At 69.3% G+C, this 20,389-nt stretch carries 20 protein-coding genes; 13 read left to right on the top strand and 7 right to left on the bottom strand.

What is annotated here, in order from left to right:
* Positions 1-14: 14 nt before the first annotated feature.
* The 3 genes from JC881_RS22290 to JC881_RS22280 all read left to right on the top strand — a co-directional run bounded on the left by JC881_RS22290 (position 15) and on the right by JC881_RS22280 (position 3,248).
* On the top strand, positions 15-1,790 hold the full coding sequence (locus JC881_RS22290) for a DUF2300 domain-containing protein (protein WP_198787855.1): 1,776 nt from the start codon (positions 15-17) through the stop codon (positions 1,788-1,790).
* Entirely contained in the window at positions 1,787-2,593 is an 807-nt protein-coding gene (locus JC881_RS22285) for a YfaP family protein (RefSeq protein ID WP_198787854.1), read from the top strand. The genes JC881_RS22290 and JC881_RS22285 overlap by 4 nt, the downstream gene beginning before the upstream one ends.
* A 76-nt stretch (positions 2,594-2,669) precedes the next feature.
* Positions 2,670-3,248, top strand: coding sequence for a GNAT family N-acetyltransferase (locus JC881_RS22280; RefSeq protein WP_198787853.1), 579 nt, complete (start codon positions 2,670-2,672; stop codon positions 3,246-3,248).
* Between the two features lie 7 nt (positions 3,249-3,255).
* Here JC881_RS22280 and JC881_RS22275 read toward each other — a convergent pair whose 3' ends face one another.
* Entirely contained in the window at positions 3,256-3,696 is a 441-nt protein-coding gene (locus JC881_RS22275; protein ID WP_198787852.1) for a DUF2000 domain-containing protein, read from the bottom strand.
* Positions 3,693-4,451: a TetR/AcrR family transcriptional regulator gene (locus JC881_RS22270; RefSeq protein ID WP_233101965.1), complete on the bottom strand. Its 759-nt coding sequence runs from the start codon at positions 4,449-4,451 to the stop codon at positions 3,693-3,695. The genes JC881_RS22275 and JC881_RS22270 overlap by 4 nt, the downstream gene beginning before the upstream one ends.
* A gap of 255 nt (positions 4,452-4,706) precedes the next feature.
* On the opposite strand from JC881_RS22270, the gene JC881_RS22265 reads away from it, so the two are divergent.
* From JC881_RS22265 to JC881_RS22250, 4 genes are all read left to right on the top strand, one after another.
* Positions 4,707-7,934: an efflux RND transporter permease subunit gene (locus JC881_RS22265; protein WP_198787851.1), complete on the top strand. Its 3,228-nt coding sequence runs from the start codon at positions 4,707-4,709 to the stop codon at positions 7,932-7,934.
* 92 nt (positions 7,935-8,026) lie between these two features.
* Positions 8,027-9,280, top strand: coding sequence for an efflux RND transporter periplasmic adaptor subunit (locus JC881_RS22260; protein WP_198787850.1), 1,254 nt, complete (start codon positions 8,027-8,029; stop codon positions 9,278-9,280).
* Positions 9,277-10,731 (top strand): efflux transporter outer membrane subunit, encoded by a 1,455-nt coding sequence (locus JC881_RS22255; protein WP_198787849.1) that lies wholly within the window; start codon positions 9,277-9,279, stop codon positions 10,729-10,731. The genes JC881_RS22260 and JC881_RS22255 overlap by 4 nt, the downstream gene beginning before the upstream one ends.
* Before the next feature lie 149 nt (positions 10,732-10,880).
* Positions 10,881-11,645 (top strand): carbonic anhydrase, encoded by a 765-nt coding sequence (locus JC881_RS22250; RefSeq protein WP_198787848.1) that lies wholly within the window; start codon positions 10,881-10,883, stop codon positions 11,643-11,645.
* Positions 11,646-11,673: 28 nt separating this feature from the next.
* Here the strand turns inward: JC881_RS22250 and JC881_RS22245 are convergent, their stop codons facing one another.
* A complete protein-coding gene (locus JC881_RS22245) occupies positions 11,674-12,771 on the bottom strand; it encodes a PA0069 family radical SAM protein (RefSeq protein ID WP_198787847.1) in 1,098 nt (365 codons plus the stop codon).
* 119 nt (positions 12,772-12,890) lie between these two features.
* Between JC881_RS22245 and JC881_RS22240 the strand changes: the two genes are divergently transcribed.
* The 6 genes from JC881_RS22240 to JC881_RS22215 all read left to right on the top strand — a co-directional run bounded on the left by JC881_RS22240 (position 12,891) and on the right by JC881_RS22215 (position 17,062).
* On the top strand, positions 12,891-13,481 hold the full coding sequence (locus JC881_RS22240) for a GbsR/MarR family transcriptional regulator (protein ID WP_198787846.1): 591 nt from the start codon (positions 12,891-12,893) through the stop codon (positions 13,479-13,481).
* A gap of 63 nt (positions 13,482-13,544) precedes the next feature.
* Positions 13,545-13,976, top strand: coding sequence for a thiol-disulfide oxidoreductase DCC family protein (locus tag JC881_RS22235; protein ID WP_198787845.1), 432 nt, complete (start codon positions 13,545-13,547; stop codon positions 13,974-13,976).
* A 58-nt stretch (positions 13,977-14,034) separates the two neighbouring features.
* A complete protein-coding gene (locus JC881_RS22230; protein WP_198787844.1) occupies positions 14,035-14,979 on the top strand; it encodes an SAM-dependent methyltransferase in 945 nt (314 codons plus the stop codon).
* A 28-nt stretch (positions 14,980-15,007) separates the two neighbouring features.
* Positions 15,008-16,060: an SRPBCC domain-containing protein gene (locus tag JC881_RS22225; protein WP_198787843.1), complete on the top strand. Its 1,053-nt coding sequence runs from the start codon at positions 15,008-15,010 to the stop codon at positions 16,058-16,060.
* Entirely contained in the window at positions 16,057-16,707 is a 651-nt protein-coding gene (locus JC881_RS22220; RefSeq protein WP_198787842.1) for a DUF4166 domain-containing protein, read from the top strand. Before JC881_RS22225 ends, JC881_RS22220 begins: the two co-directional genes overlap by 4 nt.
* 7 nt (positions 16,708-16,714) lie before the next feature.
* Positions 16,715-17,062, top strand: a complete 348-nt coding sequence (locus JC881_RS22215; RefSeq protein WP_198787841.1) for a DOPA 4,5-dioxygenase family protein — start codon at positions 16,715-16,717, stop codon at positions 17,060-17,062.
* A 16-nt stretch (positions 17,063-17,078) separates the two neighbouring features.
* Here the strand turns inward: JC881_RS22215 and JC881_RS22210 are convergent, their stop codons facing one another.
* The 4 genes from JC881_RS22210 to JC881_RS22195 form a co-directional block, all read right to left on the bottom strand.
* Positions 17,079-17,462 (bottom strand): DUF427 domain-containing protein, encoded by a 384-nt coding sequence (locus JC881_RS22210; RefSeq protein ID WP_198787840.1) that lies wholly within the window; start codon positions 17,460-17,462, stop codon positions 17,079-17,081.
* Positions 17,463-17,512: 50 nt separating this feature from the next.
* Entirely contained in the window at positions 17,513-18,859 is a 1,347-nt protein-coding gene (locus tag JC881_RS22205; RefSeq protein WP_198787839.1) for an erythromycin esterase family protein, read from the bottom strand.
* A complete protein-coding gene (locus JC881_RS22200; RefSeq protein WP_198787838.1) occupies positions 18,856-19,527 on the bottom strand; it encodes a phosphoribosyltransferase in 672 nt (223 codons plus the stop codon). The genes JC881_RS22205 and JC881_RS22200 overlap by 4 nt, the downstream gene beginning before the upstream one ends.
* 124 nt (positions 19,528-19,651) lie before the next feature.
* Positions 19,652-20,308, bottom strand: coding sequence for a glutathione S-transferase (locus JC881_RS22195; RefSeq protein ID WP_198787837.1), 657 nt, complete (start codon positions 20,306-20,308; stop codon positions 19,652-19,654).
* Positions 20,309-20,389 lie beyond the last annotated feature (81 nt).

Here is a 20,389-nt window from a genome sequence, read left to right as displayed (position 1 = left end):
ACGGCGAGCCCACCATGAAAGCGGCACGGATGCTCTCGCGACTGGCGATGCCGGGCGCCGGTGCGTTCGCGCTCGCGGCCGCGCTGGTGCTGCCCGCCCTCGCGGCGGCGCCACCCAAAGTGCCGCCGCGCCTGGCCTGGCTCACCGACGAAGGCATGGTCGCGGTCGAACGCACGCCGCGAGGCACCGAGGCTCTTGCAAACCCGACGAACGCGACGAACCCGACGAACGCGACGAACCCGACGAATGTGCCGAACGCAGCGGGCAATTTGCAGACCCCGCTGGGCAGCGTGTGGAAGCTCTTCGTCTACAGCTACCTCGCCGTCAACGCCACGCAGGAGCCGGCCTACCGCTGCGCCAGCGCGGAACGCCGCACCGACGACGAGTACTGCTGCGACCCCGGCGCCAGCATCGGCCGCGAACAGGCGCTGGCCCAGTCCTGCGGCCCCTATTTCGAGCCCGCGCGCCTGGGCCTGGACGCTGGTGGCTGGACGCGCTTCTGGCGCGACAACGACGCCCCCGCCTGGCTGCAGCGGCTGGACGCCATGAAGCCCGAGACGCGGGTGCCGGTGGCCGATCTGCTGGCCGCCCTGCGCCAGGTGCCCGCCCCCGCGCGCACGGCCGCGCGGCAGGCGCTGCAGCCCGTCACGGTGCGCGACGACGAAGTGCTCGCCGCGCTGGGTGGCGGGCCGCGCCTGAAGACCTGGTCGTGGCGCGAAGGCACGCAGCCCGTCGGCGGCGCCGCCGGCTGGCTGGCCGACGGCACGCCCTTCTGGTTCGGCGACGCCGGCACCAGCCGCAGCGCGCTGCGCGCCGAAGCCCCATGGATGGCCGCGCAGTGGGCCGCGCACGGCCTGGCCGCGCCCGTGCCGGACGCCGCGGCCGTGAGCGCGCAGCCCTGCATCGCGGTCGATTTCTTCCAGCGCTATCCGATCGCCAGCGTGCAGCGCGCGGCCGCGGGCAACACCGCCGCCGCGCCGGCCGGCCCGTTGCGCGGGCGCTACCGCATCGCCTTCCAGAACGGCTCGCAGCTCGCGATGGAGGCCGTGCCGGCGCAGGTGCTGCGCTACGGCGCGGACGGCCCGCGCATCGCCGCGCGCCTGCCGCTGGAGGACTACGTGGCGCGCGTGGTCGATCGCGAAGGCGATGCGCGCCAAACCGAAGCCGCCCGCGCCCTGGCGATCGCGGCGCGCAGCTACGTGCTGCAGAACGCCGCCGAAACCGAGGGCTGCCGCCAGATTGCCGACGACAGCCGCGCGCAGCGCGTGAGCCCCAATCCACCGAGCGCCGCAGCGCGCGCCGCGACGGCCTTCACCGAAGGCCTCGTGATCGACGGGCAGGCGGTGCGCTATCACGGCGACCAGGCGTCGCCCGGCGTCATGTCCTGGCAGGCCGCGGTCGCCGCGGGGCGCCAGGGGCAGCCGTTCGCGGCCATCCTGCGCACGGCCTACCCGCGCGGCAGCCTCGCGCCGTTCCGCGCCGAGGCCGACTGCACGCCCCTGCCGCTGGCGCAGCAATGGCTGGCCGAACGCCAGCAGCGCTGGCGCCGGGTGCTGCGAGCCGAGGCCGGCTTCCAGCCCGTGGACGACACGCTGCGCGTGTGCCAGCTGGCCATGGGCGTGCCCCATTCCGACCAGCGGCGCCTGGTGATCCGGGTGCGCGAATGGCACAGCCGCGAAGGCCGCGTCTCGCTCATCCACGAATACCTGCACCTGGCCTTCCGCGACCATCCCCACGGGCAGGACGAAACCTTCATCGAACGGCTTGCGCAGCAACTGGCAGACTCATGAACCACTCTTCGACGGCGCGCCGCGCCACCTTTGCGGCCATCGGCCTTCTTTGCGGTCTTTCCAGCGTCGCGGCGCTGGCCCAGGCCACGCTCGACACCCCGCGCGGCGGCTGGCGCAACGCGCCGGCCCAGCAGCAGGACTTCGTGCAGGAAGTGCACTACCCGGCCAGCAGCGTGAACGCCAACGGGCGCTCGGAAGCCTCGCTGATCCGCGGCCGCATCGCCGCCACGCCCAAGACAAAGGACGCGAAGGACACGGCCCCGCGCACCCCCGCGCGCCTCATCGTGGACGGCATCGCCATTCCGCTCCTGACCGACGAGAAGGGCAACTTCGCGCGGCCCTGGTCGTTCGGCAGCGGCAGCCACGGCGTGGAGGTGCGCTCGCCCAACGGCGAAGTGGCGCGCTCCCAGTTCTACGAGACGCAGGCCAGCCGCGTGCCCGTCAAGCTGCGCGTCGTGCTCAGCTGGGACAGCGACAGCACCGACCTGGACCTGCACGTGGTCTCGCCCGACGGCCAGCACGTGTTCTACGGCGCGCGCGTGGCCCCCAACGGCGGCGCGCTGGACGTGGACGTGACGACCGGCTTCGGCCCCGAGATCTTCGCCACGCCCAGCCCGGTGCAAGGGGCCTACCACGTGTTCGTGAACTACTTCGGCGCGGGCGAGCAGCGCGAGGCGGTCACGACCGCGCAGGTGGCGATCCTGCAGGACGAGGGCACGCCCCGCGAAAAGCAGCAGGTCTTTCGCGTGCCGCTGCGCAAGCCCGGCGAGCTGACGCTGGTGCATTCGTTCCTCGTGCCCTGAACACTCCTGAAGAGGGAGGGGGCGAGCGAGGGGATGCCACGTTGACCTGCCCCGGGGGGCGTGGCACAACCGGGCTATGGCAACGCAGGCGCCCTCCCCCGATCCTTCGTCACGCTACCCGCGCCACCTGGCCGAGGACTGGCAGCTGGCCGACGGCACGCGGGTGCGCATCCGGCCGATCCACGCGGACGACCTCGCGATGCACACGGCGTTCGTCGCGGGCCTGTCGAACCAAACGGGCTACCACCGCCTGCTCTCGCCGCGCAAGCCCCAGCCCGACGAGCTCTGGCGCATGACCCACATCGACTACGACCGCGAGCTCGCGCTCATCGCGACCACCGTGGTCGACGGCGCAGAGCAGCAGATGGGCGTGGTGCGCTACGTGCGCGGCGACACGCCCGAGACGGCGCACGTCGCCGAATTCGCGGTCGTGATCGGCGATGCGTGGCAGCACCGCGGCGTCGCGATGAAGCTCCTGCGCAAGCTGATCGATGCGGCGGCCGCGGCCGGCGTGAAGCAGCTGGCGGACATCACGCTCTACGACAACGTCGGCATGCTCGCGCTCGCGCGCAAGCTGGGCTTCAAGGTGCAGCGCGACCCGGGCAATCCGAACGTCACGCGGCTGCGGCTGGCGCTGGATGCGCCCGCGCAGTGAACAGGCCCTAGCCCAGCAACCCGAGCTTGGACACCACCTTGCCCAGCGGCTTGCGCTCGCCGACAAGCGCCACCGCCACATAGCGGAGCGCCTGCCCCGGCACGGCAGCCACGGCTTCGCCGAAGGCCGCGTAGTTGGTGGTCTGCTGGCCCTGCACCGGAAAGTCGACCACATCGCATTCGGTCGTCGCCATGGCCTTGTGGCGCACCGCGGCCAGCTCCTCCTGGCTCGCGCCGAGCACGGCGATGCCGATCGGTATGAGGCCCGGATGCACGCCGCCCGACGCATCGACCAGCGGCGCGCCGACCAGGCCCGGATGGCGCTGGCCCACGGTGAGCGCCACCACCGCCGCGGCGTTGGCCGCGAGCCCGGCGGGCAAGGCGTTGTCGACGACGATCACGCAGCGCTCGGGCAGCGTGGACGAAAGAGAAGGTACGGAATCGTTCATGAAGAGGTCTTGCGAGATTTTGAAGACGGGGAAGACGGTGATGGGGAAGAAGGCCCATCGAGCCGCCGCAGCGCATGGCCCACTTCCGCGCGGAACTGCGAGAGCGCGTGCAGCGACGCATCGGCGGGCACGAGGGCGCTCCACAAGAGCTCGGTGAGCTGCGACGCGGTCTGCTCGATGTCGGGTTTCTTGCCGGAGACCACGTAGTCCCAGAGCACGTGCTCCATCGCGCCGAACACCATGTCGCGCACGAGCCGCAGCGGCACGCCGTCCCGCAGTTCGCCGGCCTCGCGCGCGGCGGCCAGCGCGTGCATGAACGGCGCGGTGTAGCGGCGCTTGAGGTCGGCGATGACGCCGCCGAACGCCGCATCGGCCGTGCGCCCTTCGCTCAGCACCAGCGCGCAAAGGCCCGCGCCTTCGCCCATCAGGTTGACCAGGTGCTTGCGCACGACGAAGGCCAGCTGCGCGCGCAGGCCGCCCAGCAGCGGCAGCTCGCGCTCGACCTCCCCGGAGATCTGGTCGTACCAGCGGCGGATGACTTCCAGGCACAGCTCGCGCTTGCTGCCGAAATAGGTGAACACGGTGGCCTCGGAGACGCCCAGGCGCTGGGCGATCTCCAGCGTGGTGGTGCGCTCGAAGCCCTTCTCGGCAAAGACTTCCCTGGCGACCGAGAGCAGGCTCTCGATGCGGCGGCCGGATTTCTCGCTGCGCGCGGCGCGGAGCGGCTTCGTGGTGTCGACTTTGGGCATGGTCATATTTTTGAGTATTACTTGATCATAAGTCACTCTCAAAAATACCGGATACTCAAATAAATTGAGCATTACTTGAAAATCTTCGCCCTGCCGCCCCGCGGCCGGCGCCGCGCTCTGCCACCGCGCGACTACCAGTCGGACCCCGCCCCCATGCGGCCTTTTGGTAAAGCACCACACCAAAGAGATGGCGAGAGCAAACTTAAATCTACTTCCTTATGATGCGAAACCTTTTTCCGCCGGAAGCAGAGAACCCTCGCCATGGTCCAGCTCGCGTTGCGTCGTCCTTACACCTTCATCGTCATGGCGATGCTGATCGTGCTGGCCACGCCTTTTGTCCTGGCGCGCATGGCCACCGACATCTTTCCGGAGATCAACATCCCGGTGGTCAGCGTCATCTGGAACTACACGGGCCTGCCGGCCCAGGAGATGGGCCAGCGCATCTCGGGCCAGGTCGAGCGGGGCCTCACGACCACGGTGAGCGACATCGAGCACATCGAGTCGCAGTCGCTCGCGGGCGTGTCGATCATCAAGGTGTTCTTCCAGCCCACGGCCAACATCGAGATGGCGATCTCGCAGGTGGTGGCCTCCATGCAGGCGCAGGTGCGGCAGCTGCCGCCGGGCATCACGCCACCGCTGGTCATCAAGTATTCGGCCTCCAGCGTGCCGGTGATCCAGCTGGCGCTCTCCAGCCCCACGCGCTCTGAAAACTCGCTCTTCGACGCCACCGTCAACCAGCTGCGCCCGCAGCTCATCACGGTGCCGGGCGCGGCCATTCCCTTTCCCTACGGCGGCAAGAACCGGTTGATCTCGGTCGACCTGGACACCCAGGCGATGCAGGCGCGCGGCTTGACGCCGGCCGACGTGGTGAACGCGGTCAACACGCAGAACCTGATCCTGCCCTCGGGCACCGCCAAGTTCGGCGCCACCGAATACAGCGTGCGCATGAACGGCTCGCCCGACGCCATCGCGGGCCTGAACGACCTGCCGGTGCGCACCGTGAACGGCGCCACCACCTACCTGCGCGACGTGGCCTATGTGCGCGACGGCTTCTCGCCGCAGACCAACATCGTGCGCCAGGACGGCGTGCGCGGCGTGCTGCTGTCGGTGCTCAAGAACGGCGGCGCCTCCACGCTGGACATCGTGGCCAACATCCGCGCGATGCTGCCGATCGCCACCCAGTCGATGCCGCAGGACATCAAGGTCACGCCGCTCTTCGACCAGTCGGTGTTCGTGAAGGCCGCCGTCAAGGGCGTGGTGTTCGAGGCCATCCTGGCCGCCGCGCTCACGGCCGCGATGGTGCTGCTGTTCCTTGGCAACTGGCGCAGCACGCTCATCATCGGCCTCACGATTCCGCTATCGATCCTGGCCTCGATCCTGGTGCTGTATTCGCTGGGCGAAACGCTCAACCTCATGACGCTGGGGGGCCTGGCGCTCTCGGTGGGCATATTGGTGGACCAGGCGATCGTGACCATCGAGAACATCGAGCGCCACCTGCACATGGGCACGCCGCTCAGGGAAGCCATCGAGGTCGGCGCGGGCGAAATCGGCAGCGCCGCCTTCGTCTCCACGTTGTGCATCTGCATCGTGTTCGTGCCGATGTTCTTTCTCTCGGGCGTGGCGCGCTTTTTGTTCGTGCCGCTGGCCGAGGCGGTGGTGTTCGCGATGCTGGCTTCGTACCTGCTCTCGCGCACGCTGGTGCCCACGCTGGTGATGCTGCTGATGGGCGGCGTGCATGCGCAGCCGGCCAACGGGGCCGTGGCCAAAAAGCCCAGCGCATTGCAGCGCGTCTACCAGAGCTTCGACCGCCGCTTCGAGCGCGTGCGCCGCGCGTACACGCTGCTGCTGTCGGTGGTGCTTTCCAAGCGCGGCGGCTTCATCGGCCTCTTCCTCGGCTTCTGCCTTCTTTCCTGCCTGCTGTATCCGGCGCTGGGCCGCGACTTCTTCCCGACCGTGGACGCGGGCCAGATCCGCCTGCATGTGCGCGCGCCCACCGGCACCCGCATCGAGGAAACCGCGCGCCTCACGGACCGGGTGGAAGTGGCCATACGCGAGCTGGTGCCGGCCGACCAGCTCGAAACGATCCTGGACAACCTGGGCATTCCCAACAGCGGCATCAACCTCTCGTACAGCAACGCCGGCACCATCGGCACCTTCGATGCGGAGCTGCTGCTCTCGCTGAAGGACGGCCACCGGCCCACCGAGGAATTCGTCTCGCTGCTGCGCGCGGAGCTGCCCAAGCGCTTTCCGGGCATCGAGTTCTTCTTCCAGCCCGCGGACATCGTCACGCAGATCCTGAACTTCGGCCTGCCCGCGGCCATCGACGTGCAGTTCAGCGGCGCCGACACGGCCGGCAACGCGGCCCGCGCGGCCGAGCTCACCAAGGCGATCAAGCAGATCCCGGGCGCGGTCGATGCGCACGTGCACCAGCGGCTCGATGGCCCCAGCCTCAACCTGCAGATGGACCGCACGCGGCTGCAGCAGTACGGCCTCACGGCGGCCAACGTCGGGCAGAACGTGCTGATCGCGCTCTCGGGCAGTTCGCAGACGGCGCCGGCCTTCTGGCTCAATCCGGTGAACGGCGTGGTCTACAGCATCGCGGTGCAGACGCCGCAGTACAACATCGACTCGCTCGATTCGCTGCTCAACATCCCGGTGGGAACCGGCGGCGCCGCGGCGGCAACTGGCGCCTCGCAGCAGCTGCTGGGCAACCTGGTCGATGCGCAGGCGGCGCGCCAGCCGGCCATTCAGTCGCGCTACAACATCGCGCCGGTGATCGACGTCTACGTGAGCGTGCAGGGCACCGACCTCGCGAGCGTCGCCTCCAAGGTGCAGGTGCTGGTCGACGAGATGCGGCCCAAGCTCTCGCGCGGCAGCCAGGTCACCATCCGCGGGCAGGTGCAGACGATGCAGTCGTCGTTCATCGGCCTCGGTGTGGGCCTCGTGATGGCGATCGTGCTGGTGTACCTGCTGATCGTGGTCACCTTCCAGTCGTGGCTGGATGCGGCCATCATCATCACCGCCCTGCCCGCCGCGCTCGCGGGCATCGCGTGGATGCTCTTCATCACCGGCACCACGCTGAGCGTGCCCGCGCTCACGGGCGCGATCATGACCATGGGGGTGGCCACGGCCAACTCCATCCTGCTGGTGTCGTTCGCGCGCGAGCGCCTGCAAGCCGGCATTCCGCCGCTCTCGGCCGCGCTCGAAGGCGGCGCTACCCGCATCCGCCCGGTGCTGATGACGGCGCTGGCGATGATCATCGGCATGATCCCGATGGCGCTGGGCCTGGGCGAAGGCGCCGAGCAGAACGCGCCGCTGGGCCGCGCGGTCATCGGTGGCCTGCTTTTTGCCACGGTGTCGACATTGTTTTTCGTACCCGCCGTGTTCGCGGGGGTGCACAGTCGGCTTGCGCACCGCAAGGCGGCACGCGAGGAAGCCGCCGCACATTCGGCGCAACCGCCAGCGGGCATCGCGCCCCAGGAGAACTAGTACGTGACCCCCACGCTCATTCACTTCATGTATTCGCTGCCCCCCGAGGGGGCCGCAGCTCGCCTTGGGGGCGGCCCGGCGCCGAGCTGGTCATGACGGAGCAACGCCACTCGGCATTGGCCATCCACCCCATCGCCGCCGAAGAGGGCGAAGGCGAACTGCTGCGCCGCCGGCAGATCGTCAAGCGCACGCGCTGGCTCGTCGTGATCGTGCTCGTGCTGCTGGCGCTCGGTGCGGCGCGCACGGTGTTCGTGCGCATCGCCAACGCGCGCGCGCTCGAGGCGGGCACGAGCGAACGCGCCAAGCTCTATGTGCAGACCGCGCTGCCGCGCACGCCCACCGCCGGCCAGACGCTGGCGCTGCCGGGCACGCTGCAGGGCTTCGTGCAGTCGCCGATCTCGGCGCGCGCGAGCGGTTACCTCAAGCGCTGGACCAAGGACATCGGCAGCCGCGTCGAAAAGGGCGAGCTGCTCGCGGAAATCGAAACGCCCGAAATCGACCAGCAGCTCTCGCAAGCGGTCGCCGCGCGCGCGCAGGCCGCCTCGGGCCTCGGGCTCGCGCAGAGCACCGCCGAGCGCTGGGAAAACCTGCGCAAGAAAGACGTGGTCTCCCAGCAGGACCTGGACGAGCGCCGCAGCGCCGTCGCGCAGGCCACCTCGAACGTGGCCGCTGCCGATGCCAACGTGCAGCGCCTGAAGCAGACCGAAGGCTTCAAGCGCGTGGTCGCGCCGTTCGCGGGCGTCATCACGCGCCGCAACGTCGACGTGGGCGACCTCATCGACGCGGGCGCGGGCGGCGGTGCCGGGCGCGCGCTCTTCATGCTGGCGCAGACCGATCCGCTGCGCGTGTACATCAACGTGCCGCAGGCTTATGCGCAGCTCGTGAAGGCCGGACAGCCGGTGGTGGTGACGCAGGCCGAGCTGCGCGGCCAGACCTTCAAGGGCGAAGTGGCGCGCACCTCGGGCGCCATCGACGCGAGCACGCGGATGATGCAGGTCGAGGTGTCGCTCCCGAACCGCGACGGCGCGCTGCTGCCGGGCGCCTACGTGCAGGTGTCGCTGCCGCTGGCCGCGGCCCGCACGATCACGGTGCCGGCCAATGCGCTGCTGTTCCGCGCCGAGGGCACGCGCATCGCGGTGGTCGATGCACAGGGCCGCATCGCGCTGCGCGCGGTGACGCTCGGCCGCAACTACGGCGAGAGCGTCGAGGTGACCGACGGCCTCGGCAACAACGACCGCATGGTGCTCAACCCCTCCGACTCGCTGGCCGAAGGCGACGTGGTGACCGTGGCGCCCGATGAACCCGCACCCGCTGCGAAGGCAGCCGCGAAGAAGGAACCGGCGTGAGACTGCGGGTCATTGCCGCCGCGACCCTGCTCGCCGCGGCCCTGCTGGCCGCGGGCTGCGCGGTCGGGCCCGACTACAAGACGCCCGAGACGCCCCTGCCCGTCAGCTGGACGCTCGAGGCGCCCTGGCGCGAGGCCACGCCGAACGACATGGCCGACAAGGGCCCGTGGTGGAAGCGCTTCAACGATGCGCGGCTCGACGCGCTGCAGGACAGGGCCCTCGCCGGCAGCCCGACGCTGGTCATCGCCAACGCGCGACTGGCCCAGGCGCGCGCCAATCTCGACGCCAACGCGGCCAGCCGCTTCCCGCAACTGGGCTTGGGCGCCCGCGCCTCGCGCCTGAAGATTTCCGCCAACCGGCCGCTCACCAACTACGCGACGACCAACGCGTCGACCGTGCAGAACGACTTCGCGCTGTCGCTCAACGCCAGCTACGAGCTCGACCTCGCGAGCCGCGTGCAGCGCACGGTCGAAGGCGCGACGGCCTCGGCCGAGCAGTCGGCCGCGGACCTTGCGAACACGCGCCTCGTGCTCACCGCCGACGTGGCGAACAACTACTTCAACCTGCGCTCGACCGACGTCGAACTCGATGTGCTCTCGCGCTCCATCGGCCTGCAGCGCCGCGCGCTCGAGCTGGTCACGGCGCGGCACGACCTGGGCGCGATATCGGGCCTGGACGTCGCGCAGCAGCAGGCGCTGCTGGAGACCACGCTGACGCAGGTCGACGTGCTGAGAAAGCAGCGCGCGCAGTACGAGCACGCGCTCGCCACCCTCACCGGCACGCCCGCGCCGAGCTTCGCGCTGCCCGCGGACCTGCGCGAGATCCGCCCGCCCGCGGTGCCGCTCGGTGTGCCGTCCGAAATCCTCCAGCGCCGGCCCGACGTGGCGTCGGCCGAGCGCTCGATGGCGGCCGCGAATGCGCAGATCGGCGTGGCGACCGCGGCCTTCTATCCGAGCTTCATCATCTCGCCGACCGTGGGCGTGGACAGCCGGTTGATCGAATCGCTGTTCAACGGGCCCAGCCTCCTGTGGTCGGTGGGCGTGTCGGCCACGCAGGTGCTGTTCGACGGCGGCCGCGTGCGCGCGAACGTCGACTTCGCCAAGGCCGGCTACGACGCGACCGTGGGCAACTACCGCCGCACCGTGCTCACCGCGATGCAGGAGGTGGAAGACGGCATCACCGGACTCTCGGCGCTCGACAGCGCCACCACGCAGGCGCAAGCGGCCGTCGCCGCCGCGCGCCGCGTGCTCGACATGGCGACCAGCCGCTACGAAGGCGGCGCCTCGACCTACCTGGACGTGATCACCGCGCAGCAGTCGCTGCTGACGGTGGAGCGGCAGGCCGCGCAGTTGCAGGGGCAGCGCCTGCTGACCGCGGTGTTTCTGGTGAAGGCGCTGGGCGGCGACTGGGAAGGTGCCGCCACGCTGGGCTCGGTCGCGCGAAAGGAATGACGGCAGCGCGCCGTGCACGCCATCGCGCGTGAACGGCGCTGCGCCGCGGGTTCATCTCGAAGTGGTAGAAGGCCATCGGCCATCAGGCATCAGCCATCGAAGAAGGCGATGTCCGATGGCCGCTTCAACCATCAGAGAAAGAACAAACAATGACATCACATCTCTCGATCCTCATCCGGCTCGCCATCGGCAGCCTGATCGCCACCGCGGCGCTCGCCGCATCGGCCGAGGACGCGCACACGCACTGGGACTACCGCGGCAAGCTCGGCGCCAAGGCATGGGGCGACCTGGAGCCGGGTTTCGCGACCTGCAAGCTCGGCAAGCACCAGTCGCCGATCGACATCAAGGCGCGGCAGGCGAAGAAGGCGGCGCTCACGCCCATCGGGTTCGACTACGCCGAGGGCAGCGGCGAGACGGTCAACACCGGGCACACCATCCAGGTCAATCTCGCGAACGGCGGCACCCTGCACCTGGCCGACGGCGACTTCAAGCTCGTGCAGTTCCACTTCCACACGCCGAGCGAAGAACGCATTGACGGCAAGGCCTACCCGATGGTCGCGCACCTGGTGCACAAGAGCGATGCGGGCCAACTCGCGGTGGTCGCGGTGCTGCTGAAGGAAGGGCATGAAAACGCGGCGCTGAAGTCCGTGTTCGATGCGCTGCCCTCCAAGGCCGGGCAGGCCGAGCCGCTGAAGGCAGCGTTGAACCCGTCGGACCTGCTGCCGGCCCGGCGCGACTACTACCACTTCACCGGATCGCTGACCACGCCGCCCTGCAGCGAAGACGTGAGCTGGCAAGTGCTCAAGCAACCCGTGGAAGTTTCGCGGGGCCAGCTCGCGGCCTTTCGCAAGCTCTACCGGATGAATGCACGGCCGGTGCAGCCGCTCAACGGCCGCGTGCTCGAGCAGAGCTGAGCGCCGGACGTCACCGCATGCAGGCTCGCTAGAACAGATTGCCCTGCCCCACCGCCCCCGGCGGCCGGAACGCGGTGACATCGAGCGGAATGCGCTCGCGGTTGAAGCCCAGGCGCTGGGTCGCCTTCTGGAAGCGCTGGTGGATCAGGTCGGCCCAGAGGCCCGAGCCCTTCATGCGCGTGGCGAAATCGGCGTCGTAGTCCTTGCCGCCGCGCATCTCGTGGATGCGCGCCATGATGCGGTCCGCGCGCTGCGGGTAGTGCAGCGCGAGCCATTCCTTGAAGAGCGGCGCCACCTCCCAGGGCAGCCGCACCACCGTGTAGAAGGCGCTGCGCGCGCCGGCCTCCCAGGCGGCTTCGAGCACGTGCTCCATGTCTTCGGTGACGAAGGGAATCTGCGGCGCCACGCTCACGCCCACCGGCACGCCCGCCTCGGCCAGCGTGCGGATGGTGCGCAGCCGCCGGTGCGGCGCGGCGGCGCGCGGCTCGAGCTTGCGGGCGAGTTCGCCATCGAGCGTGGTCACCGTGATGTACACGGCCACGAGGTGCTCGGCCGCCATCGGCGCGATCAGGTCGAGGTCGCGCTCGATGGCGCTCGATTTGGTGACCAGCGCGAACGGGTGCCGCACTTCCTTCAACAACTCGATGACCGAGCGCGTGATCCGCAGCTCGCGCTCGATGGGCTGGTAGCAGTCGGTGGCGGTGCCGATCGCGATGTAGCTGGGCTTGTAGCTCTTGCGCCCGAGCTCGGCGCGCAGCACCTCCACGATGTTGCGCTTGGCGATGAGCTTGGTCTCGAAGTCCAGGCCCGGCGAGAGATTCAGGTAGCTGTGCGTGGGCCGCGCGAAGCAGTAGATGCAGCCGTGCTCGCAGCCGCGGTAGGGGTTGAGCGAGCGGTCGAAGTAGATGTCGGGCGATTCGTTTTCGGTGAGCACCGACTTCACGTCCTCGAAGCGCACCTCGGTCGCGAGCGGCATGAGCTCCTCGGCCTCGGCCACGCCCTCTTCGAGCGTGCCCCAGCCGTCGTCGAAGGCGTCGCGTTCGTCCTTGGAGAACCGGTGCGCGAGCCGCGTGGCCGCGCCTCGGCCCTTGATGATGTGGATGGGAATGGTGGATTCGGATGCCATGGCAAATCCTCGGAATGGAATTTACTGTTTATTCATACAGTATTTCACCATTCTCCGGCGCCCGGTGATTTTTCTATTTCTCTATTGACAGAAATTTAGGAAATCCTAGACTCGACCGCATGGAACTCACAGAAATTCAACGCAAGTTCGTCGTCCACTGGGGCGAAATGGGCTCCATGTGGGGCGTCAACCGCACCGTCTCGCAGATCCACGCGCTGCTCTTCGCCCACGGCAAGCCGATGCACGCCGAAGAGCTCTCCGACACCCTGGGCGTGGCCCGCTCCAACATCAGCAACAGCCTGAAGGAACTGCAGGCCTGGAACCTCGTGCGCGTGACCCACATCCTGGGCGACCGGCGCGATTATTTCGAGACCAGCGTCGATGTGTGGGAGCTCTTTCGCACCGTGGTGCGCGAGCGCAAGGAGCGCGAGTTCGACCCCACCATCCGCGTGCTGCGCGAGCTCGTGTCCAGCCCCGATTTCCAGAAGGAGCCGGCCGATGCGCAGGACCGCATCCGCTCCACCATGGACCTCATGAACAAGCTCGCCACCTGGGCCGACGAGATGCTGCGGCTCTCGCCCGGCACGCTGGACAAGGTGCTCACGCTCGGGGCGAGCGTGCAAAAGTTCGTGCGCGGCGATGCGCCCGCGGCACCCGCTGGCAAGGGCGACGATCCGGACGCGCACCACGCCAGCCTGCCGATGATCTGAGCTCTTCCCTTTTTTTGCCTGTCTATTTCTGTTTTGACTGAAATATCGAGAACCAAGAACACCATGAGCCGCACCGCCGCCACGACCTACCCGCTGACCGTCTACTACGACGCCACCTGCCCGCTCTGCGTGGCCGAGATGGGCGCGATGCGCGCACGCGATGCCGACGGCCGGCTGAACCTCGTCGACTGTTCGCCCCTCGGCTTCGCCGCCGGCCCAGCGCCGCGCGAGGCGCTGATGACCGCGATGCACGCGGTCGATGCGGATGGCCGCGTGCTGTCCGGCGTCGCCGCGATCCGCGCCTGCCGCGCCGCCGTCGGCCTGCCCGCTGGCGGCGCACTGCTCGATGTGCCGCTCGTCGGCGCCCTCGCCGACCGCGCCTATGCCGTGCTCGCGCGCAACCGCTACCGCCTGCCGCGCTGGCTCGTCGCGCGCCTGGCGGGCCGCGGCGCCATCGCGCCCACCACCTGCGCCGACGACCACTGCCGCCTCTGAACCGATCACGCTGTCACGCCCCCAGGGAACACAAGAACCAACGTCCGAAAGAGCCTCGATGCCCACCGTCTTCCAGCCCGACTTCCGCATGCCCTCCACCGCGCCGCATCCGTCGGCGCACGCCACGCCCATCACGGCCGAGGACACGCAGGACTACTTCACCGAAGTGGCGGTCGACTACAGCGCCTGGAGCCCGAGCTACAACATGCACTTCGGCTTCTGGCGCGCGGGGCTCAACCCGCTGCGCCGCGAAGGCATGCTGGTGGAGATGAACCGCGCCGTCGGCCGCGCGCTGCGGCTCGATGAGATGCAACCCGCCGCAGGCCAACGCCGGTGCGTGATCGACATGGGCTGCGGCGCCGGCGCCACCGCACGCACGCTGGTCGGCGACGACGTCTCGCTCTGCGCGGTCACCGTCACCAACGTGCCGGTGCAGAACCGCATCGCCGCGCGGCTCGATGCCGCGGCCGGCGTGGCCGATCGCGTCGCGCACATCGAGGCCGACTACACCCGCACGGGCCTGCCGGCCGCGCAGGCCGACGGCGCCTGGGCGGTGGAGAGCGCCTGCTACGCCGAAGGCACCGCCAAGGCCGACTTCGTGCGCGAAGCCGCGCGCCTGCTCAAGCCCGGCGCGCGGCTCGTGGTGGTCGATGGTTTCCTGCTGCGCAGGAACCCCGGCCGCATCGCCCACTGGCTGCACCGCCTCTGGGCCGACAGCTGGGCCGTGCCCACGCTGGCCACGCGCGACGACTTCATCGCGGCCCTGCACGACCACGGCTTCGGGGACATCGAATTCAAGTCGCTGCGCTGGCGCGTCGCGCCGAGCGCGCTGCACATCCCGGTGCTGGCCACGCGCTTCACGCTGGCCGAACTCTGGAAGGCGCGCGGCAAGTTGAGCCCGTGGCGCCGCAAGCACATCGTGGCGAGTTATTGCGCGCTCGCGCTGGGCATGTTCTGGCGCGACTTCGACTACGCCATGGTGACTGCCACGCGCAACAGTTGATAAAACACAAAGAGGAGAAGATTTTTCGATGAGCACCGAACCCGAAGAAAGCAGGCTCTCCGAGCTCGCCCCCCTCCACGCCGATTCGAACGACGCCGAAGAGCCGCCCCGCCGCCGCATGCCCTTCGCCTGGTTCTGGCCACTGCTGGTCGGCGCGGCCGCCGCGCTCGTGCTGCGCATCGCCTTCAGCGGCGGGCCGGGCCATCCGTTCTCGGCCATGCTCGGCGCCTTCGTGTACCTCGCGCCCGCGGTGTGCGGCGCGGTCACGGTGTACATGGCCGAGCGCATCGAGCGCCGCAGCTGGGGCTACTACATCTGGGCGCCGTGGGTCTCCACGGCCCTCTTCGTCATCGGCACGCTGCTGGTCTTCATCGAGGGGATGATCTGCGCCGTCGTCATCGTGCCGCTCTTTGCCGTGATGGGCAGCATGGGCGGCCTCGCGATGGGGCTGGTGTGCCGCGTCACGAACTGGCCCAAGCCTGCGCTCTACAGCTTCGCGATGCTGCCGCTCGTGCTCGGCGCCATCGAGCCGCACCTGCCGAACCCCGACCAGTTCTCCACCACCTCGCGCACGCTCTTCATCGCCGCGCCGCCCGAGCGCGTGTGGCACGAGCTCAACAACGCGCGCGACATCCAGCCCGCCGAAGTCGATGACGCGTGGGCCTACCGCATCGGCGTGCCGCTGCCCCTGGCCGGCGTGACCGAGGAGACGCCCGAGGGCCGCGTGCGCAAGGTGCTGTGGCAGAAGAACGTGCACTTCGAGGAGGTCATCACCGAGTGGCAGCCCGGGCGCCTCCTGAAGTGGCGCTACCGCTTCGCGCCCGACTCCTTTCCGCCCGGCGCGCTGGACGACCACGTGATGATCGGCGGCCAGTATTTCGACCTGCGCGACTCGGCCTTCACGCTGACCCCGCGCGATGGCGGCACCGAGCTGCGCGTCGATGTGGCGTGGCGCGTGAGCACGCGCTTCAACTGGTATGCGGACCGCGTCGCGGGCTTCCTGCTGAACGACGGCGCCGAGCACATCCTGCGCTTCTACAAGGCGCGCAGCGAAGGCACCGTGGCGGTGGCTGCGCAATGACGCGCGACACCGCGCCACCGGTCTTCCAACAAGCGCTCGGCGCGGACTGGGAACGCCTGGGCGACGTGATCCGCCGCCACTACACGATGACGCCGTTCTCCGACGACTACGTGTGCGTGCGCGGCACCATGAACGAAGTCCATCACGCGCCCTGGGCCGCGCTGCTCATGCCCTTGGGCCGCCTCTTCGGCGCGCTCGTTCCCTACACCGGCACCGGCGTGCCGATCGAGGTGCACTACCGCTGCCACCCCGAAGACGCGAACCTGTACTGGGACCGCGTCTTCCACTTCGCGGACCGCAAGCCCTTCCACTTCCGCTCGCACATGGAGCACACCGCGTCGCACGGCGCCGAGGTGATCGAGTACGTGCGCTTCGGCATCGGCATGCGCCTGGCCGTGAGCGCGGAAGACGGCGCGCTGGTGTTCCGCGACCGGGGCTACATCTGGCGCATCGCGGGCCTGCGCATCCCGCTGCCGCTCGGGCTCTTCATGGGCACGGCCTACGTCGAGGAACGCCCCGACCCCGCGAGCCCCGAGCACTTCACGATGAAGATGCTGCTGCGCCACCGCTGGTTCGGCGACGTGTTCCGCTACAGCGGGCGATTTCACCTGCCGGCGCATCAGGCATCGCGCGTGGGATCACAATGAGCGCACCATGCCGCGCCGCCCCGAAAACCTCTACCCCCAGTACCACGCCCACGTCTACTTCGCACCCGATACGGTGGCGCAAGCGCGTGAACTCTGCGAGCGCGCGGGCCGCGAGCTGATGGTCGTCGTGGGCCGCGTGCACGAGCGCCTCGTCGGCCCGCATCCGCACTGGAGCTGCCAGCTCGCCTTCGATGCGGCCGAGTTCGACCAGGTCATCGCATGGCTCGATGCCAACCGCAAGGGCCTCGATATTTTCGTGCACGGCGTGACGGGCGACGACCTCGCCGACCACACGGCGCATGCGATGTGGCTCGGCGAAGAAAGCGCGCTCGACCTGCGGATGTTCCGGCGCTAGGACCTCCGCCCGCGGCTTACGGCAGGCTGCGGATGCGCAATGCGGCGGACGCCGTCTCGTCGAATGCGAGCCGCCCCGCGAGCGCCTTGTGCTCGTCGTAGGGCACCTCGTAGCTCCACGCCACGTCCTTCGCGTGCTTGTGCCGCGTCTCGGCATCGAAGTAGCTGGCCTGGCCCTTGAACGGACATTCGGTGACGGTGGCCGAGGGCTTCAAGAATTCCATCCGCGCGTCCTCGCGCGGAAAGTAGAAGCGCGGCGGATGGCCGTCCTCGTCCACGCGCAGCACGTTGCGCGAATCGGCGACGGTCTCGCCGTCGATCTCCACCGTCATGCGGGCATCGACGATCGACTCTTCGACCTTGTGCTCGGGCGAGTTGTGATGGCCTGGGGATTTGCTCATGGGTTGGGTTCCTCTGTGTCGGGTTGTCGGGTTGTCGGGTTGTCGGGTTGTCAGGTTGCGAAGGGATAGGTGTCGGGCAGGTCCGCCGCATCCGATGCGGCGTCCCACGCGGAATGCGCATCGAGCGGGCGCACCGCCCGCGTCGCGTCGATGTGCACCAGCGCATCGAACTGGCTCGCGGGCTCGGCCTCGAAGTAGTGGCTCTGGCGTTCGGTCTCGGGCCGGTAGATGACGCCGATCGCGCGCTCCAGCAGGCGCTGGCGCAGCACCGCCACATGAGCGCCGTCGCCCCGCAGCGGCAGCGTGAAGCGCCCGATGCCGGTGTCGTGCAGCAGGCGCTCCACGCTGCCCGCGAGCGAGGGCACGACCTCTTTGCGCTCGAGCGGCGCATCCCAGTCGGAGGCCGCCGCCACGGTGCCGTGGTGCGTGGTGAAGCCGACCAGGAAGGCGTCGCCCCCATGGCGCTCGCGCACCAGCTGGCCCAGCGTCAGTTCGCCGCGGCGCTGCCCCATCTCGGTGGCGCGCGCGTCGCCGACGTGCGAGTTGTGCGCCCAGACGACGATCTTCTCCAGGCCGCTGCGGCCCAGGTGCGCTTCGATCGCATCGAGCGTCCCGGCCATGTGCGTATCGCGCTGGTTCCACGACGACACGTTGCGCATGTACATGCCGCGGTAGTACGACTCGGCATTGCGCACCAGCCGCGCGTTCTGCTCGGCATCGAACGCGGCCTCGGCGTCGAGCGGCCCGGTGCGTTCCCGCGCGGCGGCACGCTGCACATCGACGAGCATGGCGACGACCTCTTCCTCGCAGCCCTCGGCGCCGCGCAGGCCCGTCATCATTCCGTAGACCTGGCTGTCGTCGCCGAAGCGGTCGAAGCACGCGTAGCGCTCGCGCGCGAGCGGCGCGACCTCGGGGCGATGGCGTTCGAGCCAGGCGAGCACCCGCGCCATGGAGGCGTGCAGGCTGTACATGTCCAGGCCATAGAAGCCGCACTGCGCGGCATGCGCCCGGCCGGCGTCGAAAGCGCGCAGCCAGCCCACGAAATCCAGCACATCGGCGTTGCGCCACATCCAGGTCGGAAAGCGCTCGAAGCCCGCGAGCGCCTCGTTCGCCGAGGCAACGGACGCATCCCGGCCCGCGCCGCGCACGAAGGCGTTGACGCGGTACGCGTCGGGCCAGTCGCCCTCCACGGCGACCGCGCGAAAGCCGCGTTCGGCGACCAGGCGCTGCGTGATGCGTGCGCGTTCGCGATAGAACTCGTGGGTGCCGTGCGAGGCCTCGCCGAGCAGCACGAAGCGCGCATCGCCGATCGCATCGAGCAGCGCCGAATGATCGCCGCCGGGCGACAGCAGCACCGCGGCGGCGCGAATGGCCTCGACGTCGGCAGAGCGGTTCATGGCACCGCATGCGCGTGGCGCGCAGGTTCAAGATGCCGGGCTTCGGCCAGGAGCCGACGGACCTCCTCGTCGGTGGTCTGCGAAAAATCCGCGTACCACTCGCCAACCGAGAAGAAGGTCGCGGGGCAACGCACGCCGAGCACTTCGTCGGCTTCGGGCCGCAAGAGCGCGATCGCGTCCGGCGACACCACCGGCGCCGCCGCGACCACGGCGCGCGCGCCCAGTTGCCGGAGCCCGCGAACGGCGGCGAGCATCGTGGCACCCGTGGCCAGGCCATCGTCCACCACGAGCACCTGGCGTTCGCGAACATCGTGCGGCGGTTGGCCGCCCCGGTAGTCGCGCTCGCGCCGCTCGAGCTCCGCGCGCTCGGCCTCGATCACTTCCTCGACAGCGGTGGCATCGAGGCCAAGCCCCCGCACCACGGCCTCGTTGATCACCGACACGCCGCCTCCGGCAATGGCGCCGAAGGCGTACTCCTCGTGCCCGGGAATGCCGAGCTTGCGCACGACGTACACGTCCAGCGGCAGTCCGAGCCGACGCGCTACTTCCCACGCGACCGGCACGCCGCCGCGCGGCAACGCCAGTACGAGGGCGTGTGAAAAGTCGCCATGCGCGCTGAGCACCTGGGCCAGCAGGCGGCCTGCGTGTGCGCGGTTGCAGAATTCCATGCCTCGATGTCCTTCGATGGCATTTCAATCTCCGCGCAACGCGCAGCGGCGTCTGTCGGAAGCGGCGTGTACGGGCGTAGGAATGGTCGGACCCGGCGCGGCCCGCGCGCGCCTAGGCGCGCGCCTAGAACTCCGCGTCGAGCTCGTCGATTTCCTCGGGCTCCTGCTTGGCCGCGGCCACCCATTCCTTCATCGCCGGCAGTTCCATCACGCGCTTGCAGTAGGCCGCGCAGGTGCTGTCGAGCGCCACGTCGTAGCTCAGGAACCGCGTGACCACCGGCGCATACATCGCATCGGCGATGCCCGGCTGCTTGCCGAACAGGAACGGCCCGCCGTAGGCCTTGAGGCACTCGCGCCAGATGGCCACGATGCGGTCGATGTCCGCCTGCGCGCGCGACCACACCTTGAAATTCTTGAAGTGGGCCTTGATGTTCATCGGCAGCGCGCCGCGCATCGAGGCGAAGCCCGAATGCATCTCGCCGCAGATCGCGCGGCAGTGGGCGCGCGCGGCCGCATCGGCCGGCAGCAGCCCGGCCTTGGGCTTGATCTCGTTGAGGTACTCGCCGATGGCCAGCGTGTCCCACACCTTCACGCTGGCGTGCTGCAGCGAGGGCACCAGCATCGAGGAGGACAGCAGCAGCATCTCAGCCTTCATGGCCGGATCGTCGGGCGGAATGATCTTCTCGCTGAAATCGAGCCCGGCCAGCCTGCACATCAGCCAGCCGCGCAGCGACCACGCGCCGTAGTTCTTGCTGCTGATGGTGAGAACGGGTTTGGCCATCGGGAAGCTCCTTGACGTTGCATGCCTTGCGTGCAAGCGCCATGCCACCCGGTTGGCCCGCAACTTGCCTGCACCCCCTGC

This window comes from Variovorax sp. IB41 (genome assembly GCF_016405905.1).
GTDB lineage: Bacteria > Pseudomonadota > Gammaproteobacteria > Burkholderiales > Burkholderiaceae_C > Variovorax.
The sequence above is the reverse complement of the archived record's forward strand: the minus strand, read 5'-3'. Positions and strand labels throughout refer to the sequence as shown.

Excerpts from the sequence above, each read along its gene's own strand:
- JC881_RS22260 (WP_198787850.1), top strand. The coding sequence starts at position 8,027 with ATGACGGAGCAACGCCACTCGGCATTGGCCATCCACCCCATCGCCGCC.
- JC881_RS22200 (WP_198787838.1), bottom strand. The coding sequence starts at position 19,527 with ATGGAATTCTGCAACCGCGCACACGCAGGCCGCCTGCTGGCCCAGGTG.
- JC881_RS22245 (WP_198787847.1), bottom strand. The coding sequence starts at position 12,771 with ATGGCATCCGAATCCACCATTCCCATCCACATCATCAAGGGCCGAGGC.
- JC881_RS22225 (WP_198787843.1), top strand. The coding sequence starts at position 15,008 with ATGAGCACCGAACCCGAAGAAAGCAGGCTCTCCGAGCTCGCCCCCCTC.
- JC881_RS22240 (WP_198787846.1), top strand. The coding sequence starts at position 12,891 with ATGGAACTCACAGAAATTCAACGCAAGTTCGTCGTCCACTGGGGCGAA.
- JC881_RS22230 (WP_198787844.1), top strand. The coding sequence starts at position 14,035 with ATGCCCACCGTCTTCCAGCCCGACTTCCGCATGCCCTCCACCGCGCCG.
- JC881_RS22285 (WP_198787854.1), top strand. The coding sequence starts at position 1,787 with ATGAACCACTCTTCGACGGCGCGCCGCGCCACCTTTGCGGCCATCGGC.
- JC881_RS22205 (WP_198787839.1), bottom strand. The coding sequence starts at position 18,859 with ATGAACCGCTCTGCCGACGTCGAGGCCATTCGCGCCGCCGCGGTGCTG.
- JC881_RS22280 (WP_198787853.1), top strand. The coding sequence starts at position 2,670 with ATGGCAACGCAGGCGCCCTCCCCCGATCCTTCGTCACGCTACCCGCGC.
- JC881_RS22235 (WP_198787845.1), top strand. The coding sequence starts at position 13,545 with ATGAGCCGCACCGCCGCCACGACCTACCCGCTGACCGTCTACTACGAC.
- JC881_RS22270 (WP_233101965.1), bottom strand. The coding sequence starts at position 4,451 with ATGACCATGCCCAAAGTCGACACCACGAAGCCGCTCCGCGCCGCGCGC.
- JC881_RS22290 (WP_198787855.1), top strand. The coding sequence starts at position 15 with ATGAAAGCGGCACGGATGCTCTCGCGACTGGCGATGCCGGGCGCCGGT.
- JC881_RS22210 (WP_198787840.1), bottom strand. The coding sequence starts at position 17,462 with ATGAGCAAATCCCCAGGCCATCACAACTCGCCCGAGCACAAGGTCGAA.
- JC881_RS22195 (WP_198787837.1), bottom strand. The coding sequence starts at position 20,308 with ATGGCCAAACCCGTTCTCACCATCAGCAGCAAGAACTACGGCGCGTGG.
- JC881_RS22265 (WP_198787851.1), top strand. The coding sequence starts at position 4,707 with ATGGTCCAGCTCGCGTTGCGTCGTCCTTACACCTTCATCGTCATGGCG.
- JC881_RS22215 (WP_198787841.1), top strand. The coding sequence starts at position 16,715 with ATGCCGCGCCGCCCCGAAAACCTCTACCCCCAGTACCACGCCCACGTC.
- JC881_RS22220 (WP_198787842.1), top strand. The coding sequence starts at position 16,057 with ATGACGCGCGACACCGCGCCACCGGTCTTCCAACAAGCGCTCGGCGCG.
- JC881_RS22250 (WP_198787848.1), top strand. The coding sequence starts at position 10,881 with ATGACATCACATCTCTCGATCCTCATCCGGCTCGCCATCGGCAGCCTG.
- JC881_RS22275 (WP_198787852.1), bottom strand. The coding sequence starts at position 3,696 with ATGAACGATTCCGTACCTTCTCTTTCGTCCACGCTGCCCGAGCGCTGC.